Here is a 17,680-nt window from a genome sequence, read left to right on the forward strand (position 1 = left end):
TTGCCTTTTGTTACCATTGTGTCAATGAGGTGTTTCGCATATGTTTCTTTATTGTGGGTTGGATCTGTTTTTTAACAACTCTCAAAATACGGTTCTCAGTAAGATAATTGAGTAATGGTTCCATATTTATCGAGTGTATATGAACAAAATAATTAGGTTGAAATGTAGTGCTTGTCTACATAAGTAATTGTATTTGTTGATTTTGTTTTGGGTGTGGCGAGGTGGGCATTATACCAGAGAGTGCGCTGTGACGATTTTTTATATCGAAGTGATGACGAGAAGGAGTTTAGAGTAATTATTCTTAACTGATGGAGTTTTACTTAGATTGTTTAGATTTGTTTAGATTTGTTTAATTAAAAATGGATTCGCATGCAACGATAAGTTTGGGAATGGTTGGATTGAAAAAGCCACTCAAAGATGAATTTTGAGTGGCTTTGTTGATGGGTACGCTTAAGACAATAGTTCTGGAAGGAACAGTGATATCGCTGGCACAAAGGTAATGATCATCAAAGCGACGAGCATGGCACCAATCCAGCCTAAAATCGCCCGAGACAAGGATTCAATCGGCACGTTACCTACTTGGCTGGCCATAAATAAGTTGGCGCCGAGTGGGGGAGTGACAAACCCGATGGCTAGGTTCACGATCATTACGATACCAAAGTGAATTGGGTCCATTCCTAATGCGGTCACGATAGGCAGCAGGATTGGAGTTAAGATAACAATCGCTGCTAATGTCTCCATGAATGTACCAACGATCAGGAGCAGTGCGGTGATACATAGCAAGATGAGCAGCTTGTTTTCCGTGATAGAGAGAATGAACTGTGCGATTTCAGTTGGTAGACGCTCAAGCGTTAGGATTCGACCAAACGTAACTGAAGCGCCCACAATCACAAGTACTGCACCTACCAATAACGAAGATTCTAAAATGATCTTCACGACCTTTTTGTAATCCAGTTCTTTGTAAACAAACATGCCGAAAAACAAGCCGTATAATACACCAATCGCCGCAGACTCAGTTGGCGTGAATACACCAGAGTAGATGCCGCCAAGAATAATTACGGGTAAGAGCATTGCCCAAATCGCTTCTTTAAGCGCCGCCAGTCTTTCAGGCCATGTTGCTTTCTTATCGTTACCTTTGTAGCCACGGATTTTAGAGACGATCAAACAGTAACCGATAAGGACGAGTCCGACGACAACACCAGGGATAATGCCGGCCATGAACATTTTCGTTACGGATACTTCTGCAGTAATGGCATACACGATCATCACAACAGACGGCGGAATAATCACACCGATACCACCAGAAGAAGCGATCAAAGCACCGGCAAAGCTACGGTCGTAGCCTTTTTTAACCATAGACGGAATCATTGTTAAGCCAATAGCTGCAACGGTTGCAGAACCTGTACCAGAGATGGAAGCAAAGAACATACATGCAACGATAGCTACAATCCCTAAGCCACCAGTGAAGTGACCAAAGAAGACTTCAGCAACATGCAAAAGGCGTTTTGATATACCGCCTTGGCTCATTAGGTTACCGGCCAATGTGAAGAGTACAACGGCCAATAGTGGGAAAGAGTCTAGCCCTGTCACCAAGCCCTGTACTAAAAACTCGATATTTAAGAAGGGTAGGCTCAAGATGGCCAGCATGCTGGCACCTGCGAGTGCGATACCTACGGGAACGCCTATAAGAAGCAGTAATCCGAAGCTACCAAATAACAAAGCAGAGGTCATTAGCTTAGCTCCAACAAGCGGTTAGAAGTGCGGTGTTTTGCTTTCAAGTGACGGTAACGATGTTGCGTGAGTCGAACCGACTTTGGTGAGTAAGCAATAATTGAAATGCGCTTATTGATGCTAACGACAAGGCGAATGGCGCTGAGCACGGCACAAACAAGTACAGAGGCATATAAGCATGCAATCGGGATTTCCATTGCAGGAGCGATTTGGCCCAGTTTCAGGCTTCGACCAATCACTTTGAAACCAAACCAGGCAACGGTGCAGCTGAAGGCAAGGTAAATAAGATCAGAAAGAATCAAAGCGTAGTGGGTTAAATTGCCAGGTAGTTTATCGATGAATAGGCGAATGCGAATATGTCGATCATCACGAATACAGTAGCTGATGCTTAAGTACATCGCCCAAACGAAAAGGTAGCGGGCAAGTTCTTCTGCCCAAGCAATTGAAGCGTCGAATAGGCGCAATGCTATCTGTAAACAGAGTAGCGCGGTCATCAACGAGATAGAAAGTACGATCAGTGTTGGTTCGAAGTATCGGTCGAACAGGCGAAACCATTTCATACGTAACTCCAAAGAGTGTTGAAAAGGGCATTGAATGCCAATGAATGAATTGCACCTCAGGCTTAAAAGCTGCTTATCTATAAAGCGATTTTTAAAAGCTTGGTTTTAAAGCGATCTCTTAAAGCCTGAGTCAATAACGGACACCCATGAAGGGCTAACAATCGTGATCAGTGAGTTAGAGTTGCTCTATTTCTGTGATCACACTGTCGAATAGCGCTTCACCGGTTTTGCTACGAAGCTCTTGGTAAACCGCTGCATTCATCTTTTCTTTCATTTGAGCACGAACGTCGGTTGGCACTACGTTTACTGTCATGCCTTTCGCTTCAAGTTCTTTAATGACTTCTTGGTTCTGTTTAGCCGCGAGATCACGCTGTACTGCGATGGTTTCTTGGCTTACTTCATTGACTAGAGTTTGTTGTTCGCTCGGTAGAGAGTCCCAGAACTCTTTGTTCATGAATAGTACGTAGTTAGTGTAAATATGGTTGGTTAGCGATAGGTACTCTTGTGCTTCGTAAAAACGCTCTGCGTAAATAGAGTAGACCGCACTTTCTTGTGAATTGATTAAGCCTTGTTGTAGCGAAGTGAAGATCTCACCCCAAGAAAGCGGTGTCGGTGCTGTACCTACCGATTTCCAAGCACTGATTTGTGTAGGGTTAGACGCTGAACGAATCTTTAAGCTGTTCAAGTCTTCAATGGTGTTAATCGGTTGCTTGTTATTGGTGATGCTGCGGAAACCAACTTCCATGAAGCCTAAGCCATGAAAGCCTTTTGATTCCATTGATGTAAGAAGTGGTTTGCCGATCTTATCGCTGTCCAATGCCTTATGTGCTTGCGCTTCGTCTTCAAATAGGTAGAAGACATCAAGTACGTTGAACTCAGGTACGTAAGGTGAAAGCAACACCGATGCACCAAATGTCATCTGTAAGTTACCTTGCTGAACAAGCTCTGTGGTTTCTCTTACATCGCCCAGTTGACGGGCAGGATAGATTTCAACTTCAAGTTCTCCGTTAGAGCGAGATTCCAACTCTTTTTCGAAGTGAAGCATTGCTTTGTGAACGGGTGATGTTTCTTGGCTGTCGTGAGCAAGGCGGATCACATTGCTTGCAAAGGTATTCATGCTAGACAGCGTTAAGCCGAGGGCTGTAATTGAGGTAAAGATTGCGCGTTTCATCGTTCTTCCTTGTTCATCACACGGCTTTTATGTGCATTCATTTGAGCCATGTTGTTCAGTGGGTTATTTATCCGCACTTCATATCCTAATTTTGCATACGAATCCAAAATATAAACACAGAGCTAACAAGTCAATAACAATCGGGGTGATTTGATAGTGAAGTTAATATCAATAGATGAATTTTTAGGCGAGATCACAGAAAAAGCCCTAATACGAGATTAGGGCTTTTAGTCTAAAATTACCGGCGTTGAATGAGCTGGTTTGCAGCAAGTTTGTTAAAGGGGATTAAACACTCTTAAGAGCCCTTGGCTGTACTGCCTCGTTCTATAATGGTGCCAGGTTCGAGCAGGTATTCGCCTTTAGCGTCTACGTTGTCGTTGATCCGCTGCATTAAGTCTTCGACGGCCCTTTGCACGATTTTATCGGTAGGCTGAGCAATGGTGGTGAGGTCATAACTTGGCCAGGAGGCCATTGGGATATCATCCACTCCCATCACTGCAAAGTCTTGAGGAATATGGCATCCGAGCTTTCTAAGACCGTCCATAACACCCATAGCTAGGATATCATTGGCACAGAACACAGCATCTGGCTTGGATGTATGCTCCATTAACTCTTTAGCGGCTTCTAATCCCGCTTCAAAACTGTATTTTGCATTGATGAAGATAGGTGAAGCGGCTTCACGAGTTTTTGCGGTTTCAGAGAAGCCTAACCAACGTTTGTCACTGGTCATTGAGCCTGCGTCGCCACTGACATAAGCCAGTTGTTGGTAGCCTTTATCAAGCAAATAATCCGCCGCTTGCGTGCCAGCTCGTTGGTTATCTAGGCCAGCGCTGTTCGCATTAATGCTTTCTGTATAGCGGTTAATAAGGCTTAAGTGAACGCCAAACTTTTCACATTGTGCGAATGCTCGGGAAGTAAGACGGCTGGTGGCAATGATTAAGCCATCAACCTGATATTCAATCGCACGTGAAATGGCAAGATCCAAGTCGTCTTTATCGATAGGGCAAAGGACAACTTGGCCGCCACGCTTTTGAATTTCCATCGCGAGAGCACGAGATTGCAAGTCGTACATTGGGTTTGATTCGCTATCAAGTGCGATAGCCACTAACCCTGAACGATTGGAAATAAGGCTACGAGCGATCGCATTTGGCGTATAGCCAAGCTTGGTCGCGGCATCCATAACCATTTTACGTTTCTTCTCACTAATGCTCGCTGTCGGACTGAATGCCCGAGAAACGGTAGACTGAGAAACGCCAAGCATTTTGGCAACATCAATAGAGGTAACTTTCGCTTTTATGGTGAATCTCCTTATATCGCGATAAATCCAAGCGCCACCTTGAATGGGTCAACAGGCCCTAATGAGCAAGGTTTGATAATTACAATACGTGTAACATTTGAAATCACAAAGAAAATTTATGAATTCATGACGGCTTGCTCATTTCGAAAGCCATCAATGATCATTTTGTGTTCAGAACCGACGCAAAAGAAGTTAACGCCGAGCTCTTTCCAGTGACGAGCCGCTTGAGCATTCGCAACAAACATACCAACGGGTTTGTTAACTTGCTGAGCTGCTTTGATTATTTTGATGCTCGCTTCTCGCACGCATTCATCATTCACACTTTCAGCACCGTAAGACACGGCCAAATCGACTTGTCCAATAAACAGTGCATCAATGCCTTCCGCTTTTGCTATCGATTCAGCGTTTACCACACCCTCTGGGTCTTCAATTTGTGCGATGACAACCGTGTTGTTCTGGCTATCTTTCAGGTGGTTGGCCATCGGTTTGGTTGCGTATTTTGCTGCGCGGCTTGAACCTGCATAGCCTCGGCCACCTTCACCGTAATGGGACATTTTCACTAACTTTTCTGCTTGCTCTGCACTGCATACGTGTGGGATCTGGATTCCTGTCGCTCCGCAATCTAACGCATTCAAAATGGTCGATGGCTGGCTATCTTGAACTCGAACTACGCAAGGGAGCTGATTAGCGCGCGCAGCAAGAATACAGCTATCCAATGTCGTTCTATCAAAAGGGGCGTGTTCCGCATCTAGCACAACGAAAGGAAGATCTGCCAACGCAAGCACTTCGATGATGTGTGGGTGAGGGGTTTTGACAAAGGTACCAAGTAGTTCGGTGTTGCTTAGTGTGTTCTTGAAGTTATCCATTACTTTCTATTCTCCATTACTTTTCATTTGTTTTTGCAAAGGTATGCAAAACTTAACATGTGCTGTTGTAAAAAAAGAGTAAAAACAATGTGATCAATGCAACATAAATTGACTGTATTTTAATCTGATAGGCATCGTAACTAACCGCTGATAAGTGTTTTTGTTATTTAAAACAATGGCTTGACTTTGATTTTCTAAGTTGAGAAATGAATTTGCCAAGTGTTAAAAAAATGTTTATGTTTGTTTTGCATTCGTATCCAAAAGTATACAAAACAAAAATAAACTCTGTTAAAACTACAAATAAGCAAACACTAGGCATACGCCACAAGGAGAACTAAGCATGGCTCGCATTCTAAAACACGGCATCACTGAAGAAGCATCAGCATCAAACAACGCGCAAGTACGTCAAACGGTTGAGAACATTCTTTCTGACATCGAAAAGAAAGGTGACAGTGCAGTACGTGAGCTTTCAGAAAAATTTGATAACTGGTCTCCGGAGCAGTTTCGCTTAACAGATGACCAAATTCAGGCATGTGTGGACGCATTGGACGAATCTACTAAGCACGACATTGAATTTGCACAAACACAGGTTCGTAACTTCGCTCAGATCCAACGTGACTCAATGCATGATGTAGAAGTAGAGACCATGCCGGGTGTTGTACTAGGCCACAAAAACGTGCCAGTAAACAGTGTTGGTTGTTACATCCCAGGTGGTAAGTACCCATTGGTTGCATCAGCGCACATGAGTGTTCTTACTGCGAAAGTGGCAGGCGTGAAGCGTGTAATTGCTTGTGCTCCTCCTTTTAATGGTCAACCAAATGTGGCGATTGTTGCGGCAATGGCGATGGCTGGTGCGGATGAGATTTACTGTTTTGGTGGTGTACAAGCGGTAGGTGCGATGGCACTGGGTACAGAAACGATTGCTCCAGTAGATATGATTGTTGGCCCTGGTAACGCATTTGTTGCAGAGGCAAAACGTCAGCTGTTTGGTCGTGTTGGTATTGACTTGTTCGCTGGCCCAACAGAAACGCTAGTGATTGCAGACGAAGAGGGATGTGACCCTGAATTAGCAGCGGCGGACTTACTTGGTCAAGCTGAGCACGGTTACAACTCTCCAGCGGTACTGCTAACCAATAGCGAAACTTTTGCAGAAGAGACAGTAAAAGAGATTGAGCGTCAGCTAACGATTCTTCCTACTGCTGAAGTGGCAGGTAAGGCTTGGGAAAACTACGGTCAAGTTATTGTGTGTGATAGCTACGAAGAAATGGTTGAAGTAGCAGATGACATTGCTTCTGAACATGTACAAGTAATGACAAAAGATCCTAAGTACTTCCTAGATAACATGACGAATTACGGCGCATTGTTCTTAGGTCGTGAGACAAACGTTTCTTACGGCGATAAATGTATCGGTACTAACCATACTCTGCCAACAAACAAAGCAGCGCGCTACACCGGCGGTCTGTGGGTTGGTAAATTCATTAAAACATGTACTTACCAGCGCGTAACTGAAGCGGCTTCACTAAAAGTCGGTGAGTACTGTTCACGTCTATGTGCACTAGAAGGTTTCGCTGGTCACAAAGAGCAAGCAGACATTCGTGTACGTCGCTACAAAGAAAAATCGGTAGAGGCATAACATGACAAAACTCGCCTTAGTTACAGGCGGCAGTGGCGGCATCGGTGCCGCCATATGTCACAAATTAGCGCAATCTGGCTATCGCGTTGTGTTTACCTACAACAGCAATGAGGTTGCAGCACAACAGATCTTGGACAGCTTGCAAGGTTCAGGTCATGCCATGTATCAACTGAATGTTGAAGACAGCTCTGCGATTGGCGCATTAGCAGACCAAGTTAAAGAGTCGTCGGATTCATTAGGCTTGCTAGTGAACTGTGCAGGTATGACGAAGTTTGTCGCGCACAATGATTTAGCGTCTTTGAATGATGAGCTGATAGACAAGATCTTCCGCGTCAATGTTCGAGCTCCATTTGCGATGGTTCGCGCGTTTGAGCCGTTACTTCGCAGCGCTAAGGGTTGCGTAGTGAACATAACTTCGATTGCAGCACAAACGGCAATGGGTAGTAACGTGGCGTATTGTGCGAGTAAATCAGCGGTTGAAAACATGACTCGTTCATTAGGCCGTGCTTTATCTCCAGATATCCGAGTGCTCGCTGTTGCTCCTGGCTTAGTGGATACCGAATTTGTCAAAGGCTTAGACGATGAATGGCGCAATGCACAAGAGCAGTCAACACCGCTTAAACGATTAGCGAGTGACGAAGAGGTTGCCAACGCCGTTTATGCAGCTGCAGAGCTACTGACATTTTCAACCGGTAACACCATCGCAGTCGATGGTGGAAGACCGCTAGGTTAGGTAAGAAGGAATTTAGAATGACTCTACAAACTACAATAAATAACAATCTCGTTCGTTACATGGAGCTTATCCCAGGCACGAGTGCTTTCATTGATGCACGTACACCGGGAAGCGACCTAAAAGACAACTTCTGTATCATCGGTGCTGGTGTGGCTGAAAGCAGCCGTCAGCATGTTCATATCCGTGAAACGGCAGGCTTTAACATTGGTGCGGCGGGTCAGCCTCCAGGCATCAAGAACTCTCTGCACTCTCATCATACTGCTGAGCTATTCGTGGTTTTCAAAGGTCAGTTTAGATTCTACTGGGGTAATGAAGGTGAACACGAAGCGGTATTGTCGCACGGTGATGTTATCTCGATTCCAACTAACCTGTTCCGAGGCTTTGAGGTTGTAGGGCGTGATTACGGCTTTATGTACTCTGTGTTAGGTGGTGACAACTCTGGCGGTGGCGTGGTTTGGCACCCAAGCGTGATCACAGACAGCCAAGGCTACGGTTTATACCTCAAAGCAGACGGCACATTGGTTGATACGATTGACGGTGATGTTGTGCCAAATCAATCTGATCTGATGCCACTGTTATCGGAAGAAGAACTGAGCAAGTTCGATACGTATACGGCTGAACAGATGATGCCTTTCGTTGCACTGAAAAAGGATTACCGAGAAATCTCGGGCGACTTTGACAAGCCTGGTGTTAAACAGTTTGCATTAACAGGCCACCCATCTGCGAGTTATGACTTCCAAGTTAAAAGCGTGGATGACGTAAGTATCATGGCGTACGAGTTAACGGAAGGTGCGAGTATTCCTGTTCACCAACGTGACGAAAAGCAGGTGTTGATTAACTTTGAAGGCGATACTTTGCTTAACCTAGTGCAAGATGGCGAACAAGCTCAACTGGTGTTGACGACTGGCGACGTCTTTAGTGTACCTGCAGGTGCATCGTACAGCCTTGAGAACCTCAGAGGCACGAGCTTCACTTACGTGGTATTGGGTTCTGACCAACCACAAACACTGCAGGATAATTAATGATGAAACCAGAAGTACCACTGTTATGGTTACCTGGTTTGTTATGTGATGAAGCGTTGTTTCAAGACGTCAATAAAGAGCTGCCCGATTGGGTGGCTCCTTTTACTTGTGACTTGGGAACTGACACATCCATGCAAGCCTTAGCGAGTAAAGTGCTAGAGAACGCCCCGGAAAGTTTCGTGCTTGGTGGTTTATCTATGGGCGGCATTCTTGCGTTTGAAGTCTTTCGACAAGCGCCACAACGCGTGAAAGGCTTGATCTTAATGGACACCAATTCTGCAGATGAAAAGCCGGAAGTGTCAGAGAAGAGAAACGCCTTGGTTGATAAAGCAAAAGCAGGGGAGTTTGAGTCAATAACACCTGATATCTTAATGCCAGTGCTTATTCATCCGAACCAGCTAGCGAATCAAGAGTTGACTCAAAGAATCACGCAAATGGCGAATAATATTGGCGTTGAACGGTTTGAAGCTCACGCTCAAGCTTTGGCGACTCGTCCTGACGCGAGACCACTACTGGCCGATATTCAGGTTCCTACGTTGATCATCACAGGTAAAGATGACCTGTTATGTCCAATCGATAATCACCTGCTAATGGCAAAACACATCAAGCAGGTATCACTTCATGTCATTCCTGATTGCGGACACTTATCGACAATGGAGCAGACTAAGATTGTTGCGCAGCATATTCGTAGTTGGTTTGAAGCCAGTCAGCTGTGATTCTTTATCGTGAGCTGAAGAAGCCACTTTTCATGTCGAGTATGCAATATAAAGTGCAGTGCGCTTTATATTGCACTTGTCCCCGCACTGGCATTGTACTTAAGCATTAAAAGCCATAGCTGACTTATAAGCTGCTTCCTACCTGCTTCGCCACAAACTCTACAAACCTATCCCTGAGTGGATTTTCACGCTCTTCATTCCATATCAATCCGACAGGCCAAGCGGCATGTTCACCCTTTAACGAGATGAACTCGACGTTGGTTTTGGTAATGTACTGTGCGCTGCTCGGCACTATGGTGAAGCCAATATTGGCCGATACTAAGGCTAGCAAGGTAAGAATATCATCGGCTTCTTGCGCCTTTGATAGGTCGAGATGATTCGCTAGGCAATATTGTTGAATCTGTCTGTCTAATCCGGGGCCACGGTGTTGAGCTAGCTTTAGATAAGGCCAATTCGATAGTTCAGATATTGCCTGACTTGGGTTATTCGAGCTCAACTTGGGAGCTTGCTGGAGAAGATCTTTGTGTATCGCAATTACAAGGGAGTCATCGAAAAGCGTTAGGCTTTCTAAATCCGAAGAGTCGGGTATTCGATTGAAGCTGATATCGAGATCATGGCTCAATAACTCATCCGTCTGCTGCTTAGAAGGTGTGTCATTTAAGGTGACATGAACGTCTGGATATTGCTGTTTATAAACCGCAATAAGCTTGGGTGCTTCATGATAAGTGGAAACACCAAAGCCAATGTTCAAATGTCCCCGAGTTCCATTCACTACTGAGCCTGAAAGCTGCTCAAAGGCTTGCATTGAATCGACCAAGCGTTGGGCTTCTACCAACAACGTCTTTCCTGCGTGCGTCAACTCTGCGCCATTTCTGCCACGAGAAAACAGAGATGCCCCTATGTTGGATTCAAGTCGTTGAATCTTTTTAGTGAGTGCCGGTTGAGTGATGTAGAGCTGCTCTGACGCCAAACGGTAATTGCCCGATTTAGCCAACTGACAGAATGCTTTGAGTAGATCGAATTCCATTCCAAATGCTTATTGAATTAAGAATATATTTCATTATATGGAATTGAATCGATTTTTTATACTGAAGTCATACCCAATTAGACAAAGCAGAACTTGAGGACTAATCATGAAGAAAGACATCAAAGTTGCGTCGGTGCAGTTTAACCATCATGCAGGCGACAAGGCCTACAACTTATCGGTGATTGAGCATTACGTTCAACAAGCTGCGGACAGTGGTGTGGAGATCATCAGCTTCCCAGAGATGTGTATTACTGGCTACTGGCATGTGTCTTCTTTAGCGCGAGATGAAATTAAAGCACTGGCGGAGCCAGTACCGAGCGGCGAAGCCACTCAACAGCTCGTTTCGTTGGCAGTACAATTTGGAATGAGTGTGGGCGCAGGCTTGATAGAGCAGGGTGTGGATGGCGAGTTATACAACACTTATGTGTTCGCGATGCCAAATGGCGAAGTACAAAAACATCGCAAATTGCACACTTTCGTAAGCCCATATATGAGTAGCGGCGACCAATACACGGTGTTTGATACGCCTCATGGTTGCAAAGTCGGTATCTTGATTTGTTGGGATAACAACTTGGTCGAGAACGTACGAATCACCGCTTTGAAAGGAGCTGATGTATTGATTGCACCGCATCAGACGGGCGGTTGCCAATCACGCAGCCCGAACGCGATGAAGCGGATTGATCCGGAGCTATGGTTTAACCGAGATGAAAATCCGCAAGCGATTAGAGCTGAAATGCAGGGCAAGAATGGCCGAGAGTGGCTAATGCGTTGGCTGCCTGCAAGAGCGCACGACAATGGCCTGTTTGTGGTGTTTAGTAATGGTGTGGGCGTTGATATGGATGAAGTCAGAACGGGCAATGCGATGATCCTAAGCCCCTATGGTGAAATTATTACTGAGACAGACAGTGTTGATAACGACATGGTGATTGCGGAACTGAAAGCCGAAGAGTTGAATATGTGTACTGGCAGGCGCTGGATCCGTGGTCGTAAGCCAGAGTTATATCATTCACTTACACAGCCGTTAGGCCATGAACTTGATCCGCACCAAGCACGTTTTGCAGAGAAGTAATTTTGTAAGTGCTGGTGGAAAAGGATGCACTAGGGGAGGTTCAAAGGGAGGGGAGAGTTGAAAAATAGGAGAGAAAGCCTGATGTAGTCCACCCACTTAAATCATGTTTAAGTGGGTGGACTATTTACACATCGACGTTTTATTCTCAGTGTCTTGTGCGAGAAGACGTCAGTTCTGATGCACGTAACTGAGCAACGGCTTTCGCCAATTCTAGCTGAGCTTGTGCAAAGTTAATGTCTATATTGCCCTTGTTGATGTTCTCTAGAGCCGCATATTTCGCTTCTTCTGCACGAGCGCGGTCGATGTCTTTACCATGCAAGGCAGTATCGGCCAAAACCGTTACCACATCGGGTTGAACTTCCAGCATCCCGCCAGAGACATAAAGCACTTGCCCCTCTGATTTAGGGTCTGTGACAAATACCGTCACGCCCGGTTTTATTTTGCTGAGCAGCGGGGAGTGACCGGGGCGGATACCCAGCTCACCATCCGCGCCAGAAACGGCTAGGGCATACGCTGGACCTGAAAACAGCGTACCTTCCGCACTTACAATATTAAGTTGAAATGTATTATCTGTAATTCCGATAGCCATGGTGCACCTACCTCTTAGAGTGATTTTGCTTTTTTAAGCACTTCGTCGATAGAGCCACAGTACAAGAACGCTTGCTCTGGGATGTCGTCATACTCGCCACTTAACAGACCTTTGAAGCCTCTTAGCGTTTCGCTCAGCGGTACGAATACACCTTTCTGACCGGTAAACACTTCTGCTACGTGGTAAGGCTGAGTTAAGAAACGTTCAATCTTACGAGCACGAGATACAATCTGTTTATCTTCAGTTGAAAGCTCATCCATACCAAGAATCGCGATGATGTCTTTTAGTTCTTTGTAGCGTTGCAACGTTGTTTGAACTGTTTGTGCAATGTCGTAATGCTCTTGACCAACCACAAGAGGATCCAATTGACGAGACGTCGAATCTAACGGGTCAATCGCAGGGTATAGACCCAATGCAGCGATGTTACGAGACAGTACAACGGTCGCATCTAAGTGAGCAAAGGTTGTTGCAGGTGATGGGTCAGTCAAATCATCCGCTGGTACGTATACCGCTTGGATAGACGTGATAGAGCCCTGTCTAGTTGAAGTGATACGTTCTTGAAGCACACCCATCTCTTCAGCCAGCGTTGGTTGGTAACCTACCGCGGAAGGCATACGACCTAATAGTGCTGAAACCTCTGTACCCGCAAGCGTGTAACGGTAGATGTTATCAATGAACAATAGTACGTCACGACCTTCATCACGAAAGCGCTCAGCCATAGTCAGGCCAGTAAGTGCAACACGTAGACGGTTTCCAGGTGGCTCGTTCATTTGACCGTAAACCATGGCAACTTTGTCTAATACGCCAGCTTCTTTCATCTCGTAGTAGAAATCGTTACCTTCACGAGTACGTTCACCTACACCGGTAAATACAGACAAACCTGAGTGGGCTTTGGCGATGTTGTTGATAAGCTCCATCATGTTGACGGTTTTACCTACACCCGCACCACCGAACAGACCGATTTTACCGCCCTTAGCGAAAGGACAAATAAGGTCGATAACCTTAACACCTGTCTCTAGAAGCTCGGTGCTGTTGGCTTGTTCTTCATAGGAGGGGGCTTCTCGGTGAATTTCGTAGCTTTCTTTCTGACCGATCTCACCACACTCATCGATAGGTTGACCAAGCACGTTCATGATTCGGCCTAGCGTTTCTTCGCCTACAGGGACTGTGATTGGAGAGCCTGTGTTTTCAACGGTTAGGCCGCGGCGCAAGCCATCAGACGTACCCATTGCAATACAACGAACGATGTTGCCGCCAAGTTGTTGCTGAACTTCCAATACTAGCGAGCTTGCTTCGTCGCTGGTGACTTTCAATGCATCATAAACGCGAGGGCTGTTGCCGCCGCTGAATTCGACGTCAACCACAGCGCCGATTACTTTAACTATTTTTCCAACACTCATTCTTAAATCCTCAAATTCTGTTCTGACCCGCTCTTGTCTGCCCTTAGACAGCTTGGGCACCTGAGACTATTTCACTCAGCTCTTGGGTAATCGCAGCCTGTCTCGCTTTGTTATATACCAACTGCAAATCATCAATGAGTTGGCCTGCATTATCGGTGGCCGCTTTCATGGCCACCATTCGGGCTGCTTGCTCACAGGCAATGCTCTCAACGATGCCTTGATACACTTGTGATTCGATGTATCGATGTAACAGTTCTGAGAGTATGTCTTTGGGCGCTTGCTCATAGATGTAGTCCCAACGACGCGCTTTTTTAGGCTCACTACCAGCCTCAGAATCTGAAGGGTGGGGGAGCAATTGTAACGTCGTTGGCGCTTGAACCATGGTGTTGACGAATTGGTTGTAAACGAGATACAAGCTATCGATTTTGCCTTCGTCGTAATGCCCTAACATCGCATTTACCGTACCTAAAATGTCTTCTAGTTTAGGTGTATCGCCAAGGCCTGACGTTTGCGCGATGACATTGCCGCCGCGCTGGAAGAACGAGATAGCTTTCGAGCCAATTAAGGTTGTCTCTACCTCGACTCCTTTAGTGCGCCATTGCTCCATTTCCTCTAACACTTTCTTGAACAAGTTTGAGTTCAAGCCACCACACAAGCCTCGATCGGACGAGATAATGATGTAAGCAACACGCTTTGGTTCACGCTGTTGCAGGTATGGGTGCTGGTACTCCAGTGAACCCGATGCGACATGAGAGATAACTTGGCGCATGTTCTCGGCGTAAGGCCGCGTTTGCGTCATGTTGTCTTGAACTTTGCGCATCTTACTTGCTGCAACCATTTCCATTGCACTGGTGATTTTCTGAGTGTTACTAACACTGGCTATCTTGGTGCGAATTTCTTTAGTACTTGCCATAATCTGCTCCTATTTGTTTTGATTTCCAGCTAACAAACCGGAGCACTTACCAAGCTTTCATGCCAACAAAACCATCTAGAATCTCTTTAAGAGCACTCTCGATGTTGTCGTTGTAATCGCCAGTCGCGTTAATTTTGTCGAATAATGCTGGGTTTTGACCTTTGGCGTAAGCGATCAGCTCTTCTTCAAAACGGGCTATGTTGTTTAGTTCAACACCCGCGAGATAGCCTTTCTCTGCTGCGTAAATAACCGTTGCTTGCTCAGCGACCGACATAGGAGAGTATTGCTTTTGTTTCATTAATTCGGTTACACGCTCACCATGGTCGAGTTGTTTTCGGGTCATCTCATCTAAATCAGAAGAGAACTGAGCGAATGCCGCTAGCTCGCGGTATTGAGCTAATGAAGTACGGATACCACCAGACAATTTCTTGATGATCTTGCACTGTGCCGCACCACCCACACGAGATACTGAGATCCCCGGATCGACTGCAGGACGTAGACCTGAGTTAAACAATTGGGTTTGTAGGAAAACCTGACCGTCAGTGATTGAGATTACGTTGGTTGGTACGAACGCAGACACGTCACCCGCTTGAGTTTCAATGATAGGAAGCGCGGTTAATGAGCCAGTTTGGCCTTTAACTTCACCGTTAGTGAACTTTTCTACATACTCTGCATTCACTCTTGCTGCACGTTCTAGTAGGCGTGAGTGAAGGTAGAATACGTCGCCAGGGAAGGCTTCACGACCCGGTGGGCGTTTAAGTAGCAATGAGATTTGACGGTACGCTACCGCTTGTTTGGATAGATCATCATAAATGATCAGTGCATCTTCACCGCGGTCACGGAAGTATTCACCCATGGTGCAACCCGCGTAGGGTGCTAGGTATTGCAGCGCTGCTGATTCTGATGCAGATGCAACAACCACGATGGTGTTTTTAAGTGCATCGTGCTCTTCGAGCTTGCGAACAACGTTAGCGATGGTTGATGCTTTCTGACCAATTGCCACATACACGCATTTGATGCCAGAATCTTTTTGGTTGATGATCGCATCGATTGCCAAAGCGGTTTTACCTGTCTGACGGTCACCGATGATCAGCTCACGTTGACCACGACCAATAGGTACCATGGTATCTACAGCTTTATAGCCAGTCTGAATTGGCTGGTCTACAGACTTACGTTCAATTACCCCTGGTGCAATGACTTCTACTGGGTCAAGACGGTCACAACTTATTGGGCCTTTACCATCAATCGGTTCACCTAAGGTGTTCACTACACGTCCCAGAAGTCCGTTACCGACAGGTACTTCTAAGATGCGCCCCGTGCCTTTCACTTTCATGCCTTCAGAAAGGTCAATGTAAGGACCCATTACCACCGCGCCAACAGAGTGGGTGTCTAGGTTAAGTGCAAGTGCGTACTTGCCACCTGGTAGCTCGATCATCTCGCCTTGCATGACATCAGCAAGGCCATTGATTGTGATGATGCCATCACGAACCGATACGATAGTGCCTTCGTTGCGAGCTTCGGTGCTCACATTAAATTTCGAGATGCGTTCTTTGATTAGATCGCTGATTTCATTTGAGTTTAATTGCATAATTGTTACCTATCTCGCGTGAAGTTGATGAGCCAATCGGTCAATTGATGTGTTTAACGAACCATCGATCACGGTTTCACCCGCCTTGATGACCATTCCACCCACTAGCGTGTCATCAATAACCTGCTTCATTTCAACCTGACGCTCTAATTTCTTCTCAAGTGCAGCTGTTAATGACGTAACTTGATCTTGTGTCAGTATTTCTGAACTGGTGACAGTGACAGGCACTACACGTTCATGTTCGTCCTTGAGCTCGCAGAACAATTCAAACAGGTCTCTTACAACAGAAAGGCGGCCGTTCTCGGCCAAGACTCGAATGAGATTAATGACGTGGTCATCAACGAGGCCTTGGCAAATATGAATGATGAGGTTTGCCAACTCTTCGGTTTGTTGTGTAGGAGCACCTTCTGCAGACGAAATCTGACTAGCGATTGTTTCTTCTTCCGCGACAGCCACAAGAATGGACAGCATTGAGTGCCACTCTTGTAACTGGTTCTCACCTAAAGCGAATTCAAACGATGCTTTGGCGTAGGGATGAGCAATATTGGTGTAATCTGACATATTGCTTCTCCTTAGAGTTCGCTAATCATTTGGTCAACCAGCGCGCGGTTCGTTGCGGAATCTAGATTTTTGCTAATCAATTTCTGTGCACTTTGAATCACTGCGTCTGCCATATCCGCCTGAAGTTCACGGCGTATCTTTTGGCGTTCGCCTTCTAGCTCAGCTCTACCTTGTTCTAAGATGCGTGCCTTTTCTTGTTCGGCTTCTTGTTGCGCTAAGCTGATGATTTCGTTGCGGCGTTTTCGGCCTTGTTCAATCAGTTCAGTCACATTCTTTCTTGCATCTTCGATGAGTTGTGCGCCATTGGATTTTGCTAGTTCTAGCTCTTTCGCAGCGTTCTCTGAGTGGCGTAAACCATCAGCGATTTCTTTTTGGCGCTCGTCTAACATCGCGGTGAGAGGGGGCCATACATATTTCATGCAGAGCCAAACAAAAATCACGAATGAGATTGCTTGTCCAAACATGCTTGCATTTAAGTTCATACCTTCCTCACTAAATCTTGATTATGTATAAATCGATCTTTTCAAAGCTGTTTGATTAAGCCACAGCGAAGATGATGTATAGACCGATACCAACACCGATCATCGGTACAGCATCCACAAGACCCATCATGATGAAGAATTGAGTACGAAGCATTGGAGTAAGGTCTGGTTGACGCGCAACACCTTCAAGGTATTTACCTGCTAAGTTACCAATACCAGATGCAGCACCTGCTGCGCCTAAACCGATCAGTAATGCACCTGCTACATATAAAACTGCGCTTACGATATCCATTTGTATCTCCGATAAATAATTTGTTAGTTA

At 45.7% G+C, this 17,680-nt stretch carries 18 protein-coding genes; 5 read left to right on the forward strand and 13 right to left on the reverse strand.

Annotated elements, in window-relative coordinates; translation table 11 throughout:
• Positions 1 to 450: 450 nt before the first annotated feature.
• The 5 genes from OCV56_RS16240 to OCV56_RS16260 form a co-directional block, all read right to left on the reverse strand.
• Positions 451 to 1,731, reverse strand: coding sequence for a TRAP transporter large permease (locus tag OCV56_RS16240; protein WP_086713766.1), 1,281 nt, complete (start codon positions 1,729 to 1,731; stop codon positions 451 to 453).
• Positions 1,731 to 2,291 carry a TRAP transporter small permease gene (locus OCV56_RS16245; protein WP_086713767.1) on the reverse strand — a complete coding sequence of 187 codons (561 nt, stop codon included), beginning with the start codon at positions 2,289 to 2,291 and terminating at the stop codon, positions 1,731 to 1,733. Before OCV56_RS16245 ends, OCV56_RS16240 begins: the two co-directional genes overlap by 1 nt.
• 175 nt (positions 2,292 to 2,466) lie before the next feature.
• On the reverse strand, positions 2,467 to 3,462 hold the full coding sequence (locus tag OCV56_RS16250) for a TRAP transporter substrate-binding protein (RefSeq protein ID WP_086713768.1): 996 nt from the start codon (positions 3,460 to 3,462) through the stop codon (positions 2,467 to 2,469).
• A 295-nt stretch (positions 3,463 to 3,757) separates the two neighbouring features.
• Complete coding sequence (locus OCV56_RS16255; protein ID WP_086713769.1) at positions 3,758 to 4,723, reverse strand: LacI family DNA-binding transcriptional regulator; 966 nt, start codon at positions 4,721 to 4,723, stop codon at positions 3,758 to 3,760.
• Positions 4,724 to 4,875: 152 nt separating this feature from the next.
• Entirely contained in the window at positions 4,876 to 5,625 is a 750-nt protein-coding gene (locus tag OCV56_RS16260; protein WP_086713770.1) for an HpcH/HpaI aldolase family protein, read from the reverse strand.
• A 340-nt stretch (positions 5,626 to 5,965) separates the two neighbouring features.
• On the opposite strand from OCV56_RS16260, the gene hisD reads away from it, so the two are divergent.
• From hisD to OCV56_RS16280, 4 genes are read left to right on the forward strand one after another with little or no spacing between them, the layout of a single operon-like run.
• The gene (gene hisD / locus OCV56_RS16265; protein ID WP_061031088.1) at positions 5,966 to 7,258 is read left to right on the forward strand and encodes a histidinol dehydrogenase; all 1,293 of its coding nucleotides are present in this window, start codon (positions 5,966 to 5,968) and stop codon (positions 7,256 to 7,258) included.
• Between the two features lies 1 nt (position 7,259).
• The gene (locus OCV56_RS16270; RefSeq protein WP_086713771.1) at positions 7,260 to 7,991 is read left to right on the forward strand and encodes an SDR family NAD(P)-dependent oxidoreductase; all 732 of its coding nucleotides are present in this window, start codon (positions 7,260 to 7,262) and stop codon (positions 7,989 to 7,991) included.
• A 17-nt stretch (positions 7,992 to 8,008) separates the two neighbouring features.
• Entirely contained in the window at positions 8,009 to 9,013 is a 1,005-nt protein-coding gene (locus tag OCV56_RS16275) for a cupin domain-containing protein (RefSeq protein WP_086713772.1), read from the forward strand.
• Between the two features lie 2 nt (positions 9,014 to 9,015).
• Positions 9,016 to 9,729 (forward strand): alpha/beta fold hydrolase, encoded by a 714-nt coding sequence (locus OCV56_RS16280; RefSeq protein ID WP_390903689.1) that lies wholly within the window; start codon positions 9,016 to 9,018, stop codon positions 9,727 to 9,729.
• 124 nt (positions 9,730 to 9,853) lie between these two features.
• Here OCV56_RS16280 and OCV56_RS16285 read toward each other — a convergent pair whose 3' ends face one another.
• Positions 9,854 to 10,756 carry a LysR family transcriptional regulator gene (locus OCV56_RS16285; RefSeq protein WP_086713774.1) on the reverse strand — a complete coding sequence of 301 codons (903 nt, stop codon included), beginning with the start codon at positions 10,754 to 10,756 and terminating at the stop codon, positions 9,854 to 9,856.
• A 106-nt stretch (positions 10,757 to 10,862) separates the two neighbouring features.
• On the opposite strand from OCV56_RS16285, the gene OCV56_RS16290 reads away from it, so the two are divergent.
• Positions 10,863 to 11,825, forward strand: a complete 963-nt coding sequence (locus OCV56_RS16290; protein ID WP_086713775.1) for a nitrilase family protein — start codon at positions 10,863 to 10,865, stop codon at positions 11,823 to 11,825.
• A gap of 145 nt (positions 11,826 to 11,970) precedes the next feature.
• Here the strand turns inward: OCV56_RS16290 and OCV56_RS16295 are convergent, their stop codons facing one another.
• The 7 genes from OCV56_RS16295 to atpE are packed head-to-tail and all read right to left on the reverse strand — an operon-like array spanning position 11,971 to position 17,650.
• Positions 11,971 to 12,414, reverse strand: a complete 444-nt coding sequence (locus OCV56_RS16295) for a F0F1 ATP synthase subunit epsilon (RefSeq protein WP_048660327.1) — start codon at positions 12,412 to 12,414, stop codon at positions 11,971 to 11,973.
• 14 nt (positions 12,415 to 12,428) lie between these two features.
• Positions 12,429 to 13,814: a F0F1 ATP synthase subunit beta gene (atpD, locus tag OCV56_RS16300; protein ID WP_086713776.1), complete on the reverse strand. Its 1,386-nt coding sequence runs from the start codon at positions 13,812 to 13,814 to the stop codon at positions 12,429 to 12,431.
• A gap of 43 nt (positions 13,815 to 13,857) precedes the next feature.
• Entirely contained in the window at positions 13,858 to 14,727 is an 870-nt protein-coding gene (gene atpG / locus OCV56_RS16305) for a F0F1 ATP synthase subunit gamma (protein ID WP_086713777.1), read from the reverse strand.
• A gap of 46 nt (positions 14,728 to 14,773) precedes the next feature.
• On the reverse strand, positions 14,774 to 16,315 hold the full coding sequence (atpA, locus tag OCV56_RS16310) for a F0F1 ATP synthase subunit alpha (protein WP_086713778.1): 1,542 nt from the start codon (positions 16,313 to 16,315) through the stop codon (positions 14,774 to 14,776).
• A 9-nt stretch (positions 16,316 to 16,324) separates the two neighbouring features.
• On the reverse strand, positions 16,325 to 16,876 hold the full coding sequence (locus OCV56_RS16315) for a F0F1 ATP synthase subunit delta (protein ID WP_086713779.1): 552 nt from the start codon (positions 16,874 to 16,876) through the stop codon (positions 16,325 to 16,327).
• An 11-nt stretch (positions 16,877 to 16,887) separates the two neighbouring features.
• Complete coding sequence (locus OCV56_RS16320) at positions 16,888 to 17,358, reverse strand: F0F1 ATP synthase subunit B (RefSeq protein WP_086713780.1); 471 nt, start codon at positions 17,356 to 17,358, stop codon at positions 16,888 to 16,890.
• A 55-nt stretch (positions 17,359 to 17,413) separates the two neighbouring features.
• A complete protein-coding gene (atpE, locus tag OCV56_RS16325) occupies positions 17,414 to 17,650 on the reverse strand; it encodes a F0F1 ATP synthase subunit C (RefSeq protein ID WP_004730405.1) in 237 nt (78 codons plus the stop codon).
• Between the last annotated feature and the right edge of the window lie 30 nt (positions 17,651 to 17,680).

Source organism: Vibrio gigantis, assembly GCF_024347515.1.
Lineage (GTDB): Bacteria > Pseudomonadota > Gammaproteobacteria > Enterobacterales > Vibrionaceae > Vibrio > Vibrio gigantis.

Excerpts from the sequence above, each read along its gene's own strand:
- OCV56_RS16240 (WP_086713766.1), bottom strand. The coding sequence starts at position 1,731 with ATGACCTCTGCTTTGTTATTTGGTAGCTTCGGATTACTGCTTCTTATA.
- OCV56_RS16245 (WP_086713767.1), bottom strand. The coding sequence starts at position 2,291 with ATGAAATGGTTTCGCCTGTTCGACCGATACTTCGAACCAACACTGATC.
- OCV56_RS16250 (WP_086713768.1), bottom strand. The coding sequence starts at position 3,462 with ATGAAACGCGCAATCTTTACCTCAATTACAGCCCTCGGCTTAACGCTG.
- OCV56_RS16255 (WP_086713769.1), bottom strand. The coding sequence starts at position 4,723 with ATGCTTGGCGTTTCTCAGTCTACCGTTTCTCGGGCATTCAGTCCGACA.
- OCV56_RS16260 (WP_086713770.1), bottom strand. The coding sequence starts at position 5,625 with ATGGATAACTTCAAGAACACACTAAGCAACACCGAACTACTTGGTACC.
- hisD (WP_061031088.1), top strand. The coding sequence starts at position 5,966 with ATGGCTCGCATTCTAAAACACGGCATCACTGAAGAAGCATCAGCATCA.
- OCV56_RS16270 (WP_086713771.1), top strand. The coding sequence starts at position 7,260 with ATGACAAAACTCGCCTTAGTTACAGGCGGCAGTGGCGGCATCGGTGCC.
- OCV56_RS16275 (WP_086713772.1), top strand. The coding sequence starts at position 8,009 with ATGACTCTACAAACTACAATAAATAACAATCTCGTTCGTTACATGGAG.
- OCV56_RS16280 (WP_390903689.1), top strand. The coding sequence starts at position 9,016 with ATGAAACCAGAAGTACCACTGTTATGGTTACCTGGTTTGTTATGTGAT.
- OCV56_RS16285 (WP_086713774.1), bottom strand. The coding sequence starts at position 10,756 with ATGGAATTCGATCTACTCAAAGCATTCTGTCAGTTGGCTAAATCGGGC.
- OCV56_RS16290 (WP_086713775.1), top strand. The coding sequence starts at position 10,863 with ATGAAGAAAGACATCAAAGTTGCGTCGGTGCAGTTTAACCATCATGCA.
- OCV56_RS16295 (WP_048660327.1), bottom strand. The coding sequence starts at position 12,414 with ATGGCTATCGGAATTACAGATAATACATTTCAACTTAATATTGTAAGT.
- atpD (WP_086713776.1), bottom strand. The coding sequence starts at position 13,814 with ATGAGTGTTGGAAAAATAGTTAAAGTAATCGGCGCTGTGGTTGACGTC.
- atpG (WP_086713777.1), bottom strand. The coding sequence starts at position 14,727 with ATGGCAAGTACTAAAGAAATTCGCACCAAGATAGCCAGTGTTAGTAAC.
- atpA (WP_086713778.1), bottom strand. The coding sequence starts at position 16,315 with ATGCAATTAAACTCAAATGAAATCAGCGATCTAATCAAAGAACGCATC.
- OCV56_RS16315 (WP_086713779.1), bottom strand. The coding sequence starts at position 16,876 with ATGTCAGATTACACCAATATTGCTCATCCCTACGCCAAAGCATCGTTT.
- OCV56_RS16320 (WP_086713780.1), bottom strand. The coding sequence starts at position 17,358 with ATGAACTTAAATGCAAGCATGTTTGGACAAGCAATCTCATTCGTGATT.
- atpE (WP_004730405.1), bottom strand. The coding sequence starts at position 17,650 with ATGGATATCGTAAGCGCAGTTTTATATGTAGCAGGTGCATTACTGATC.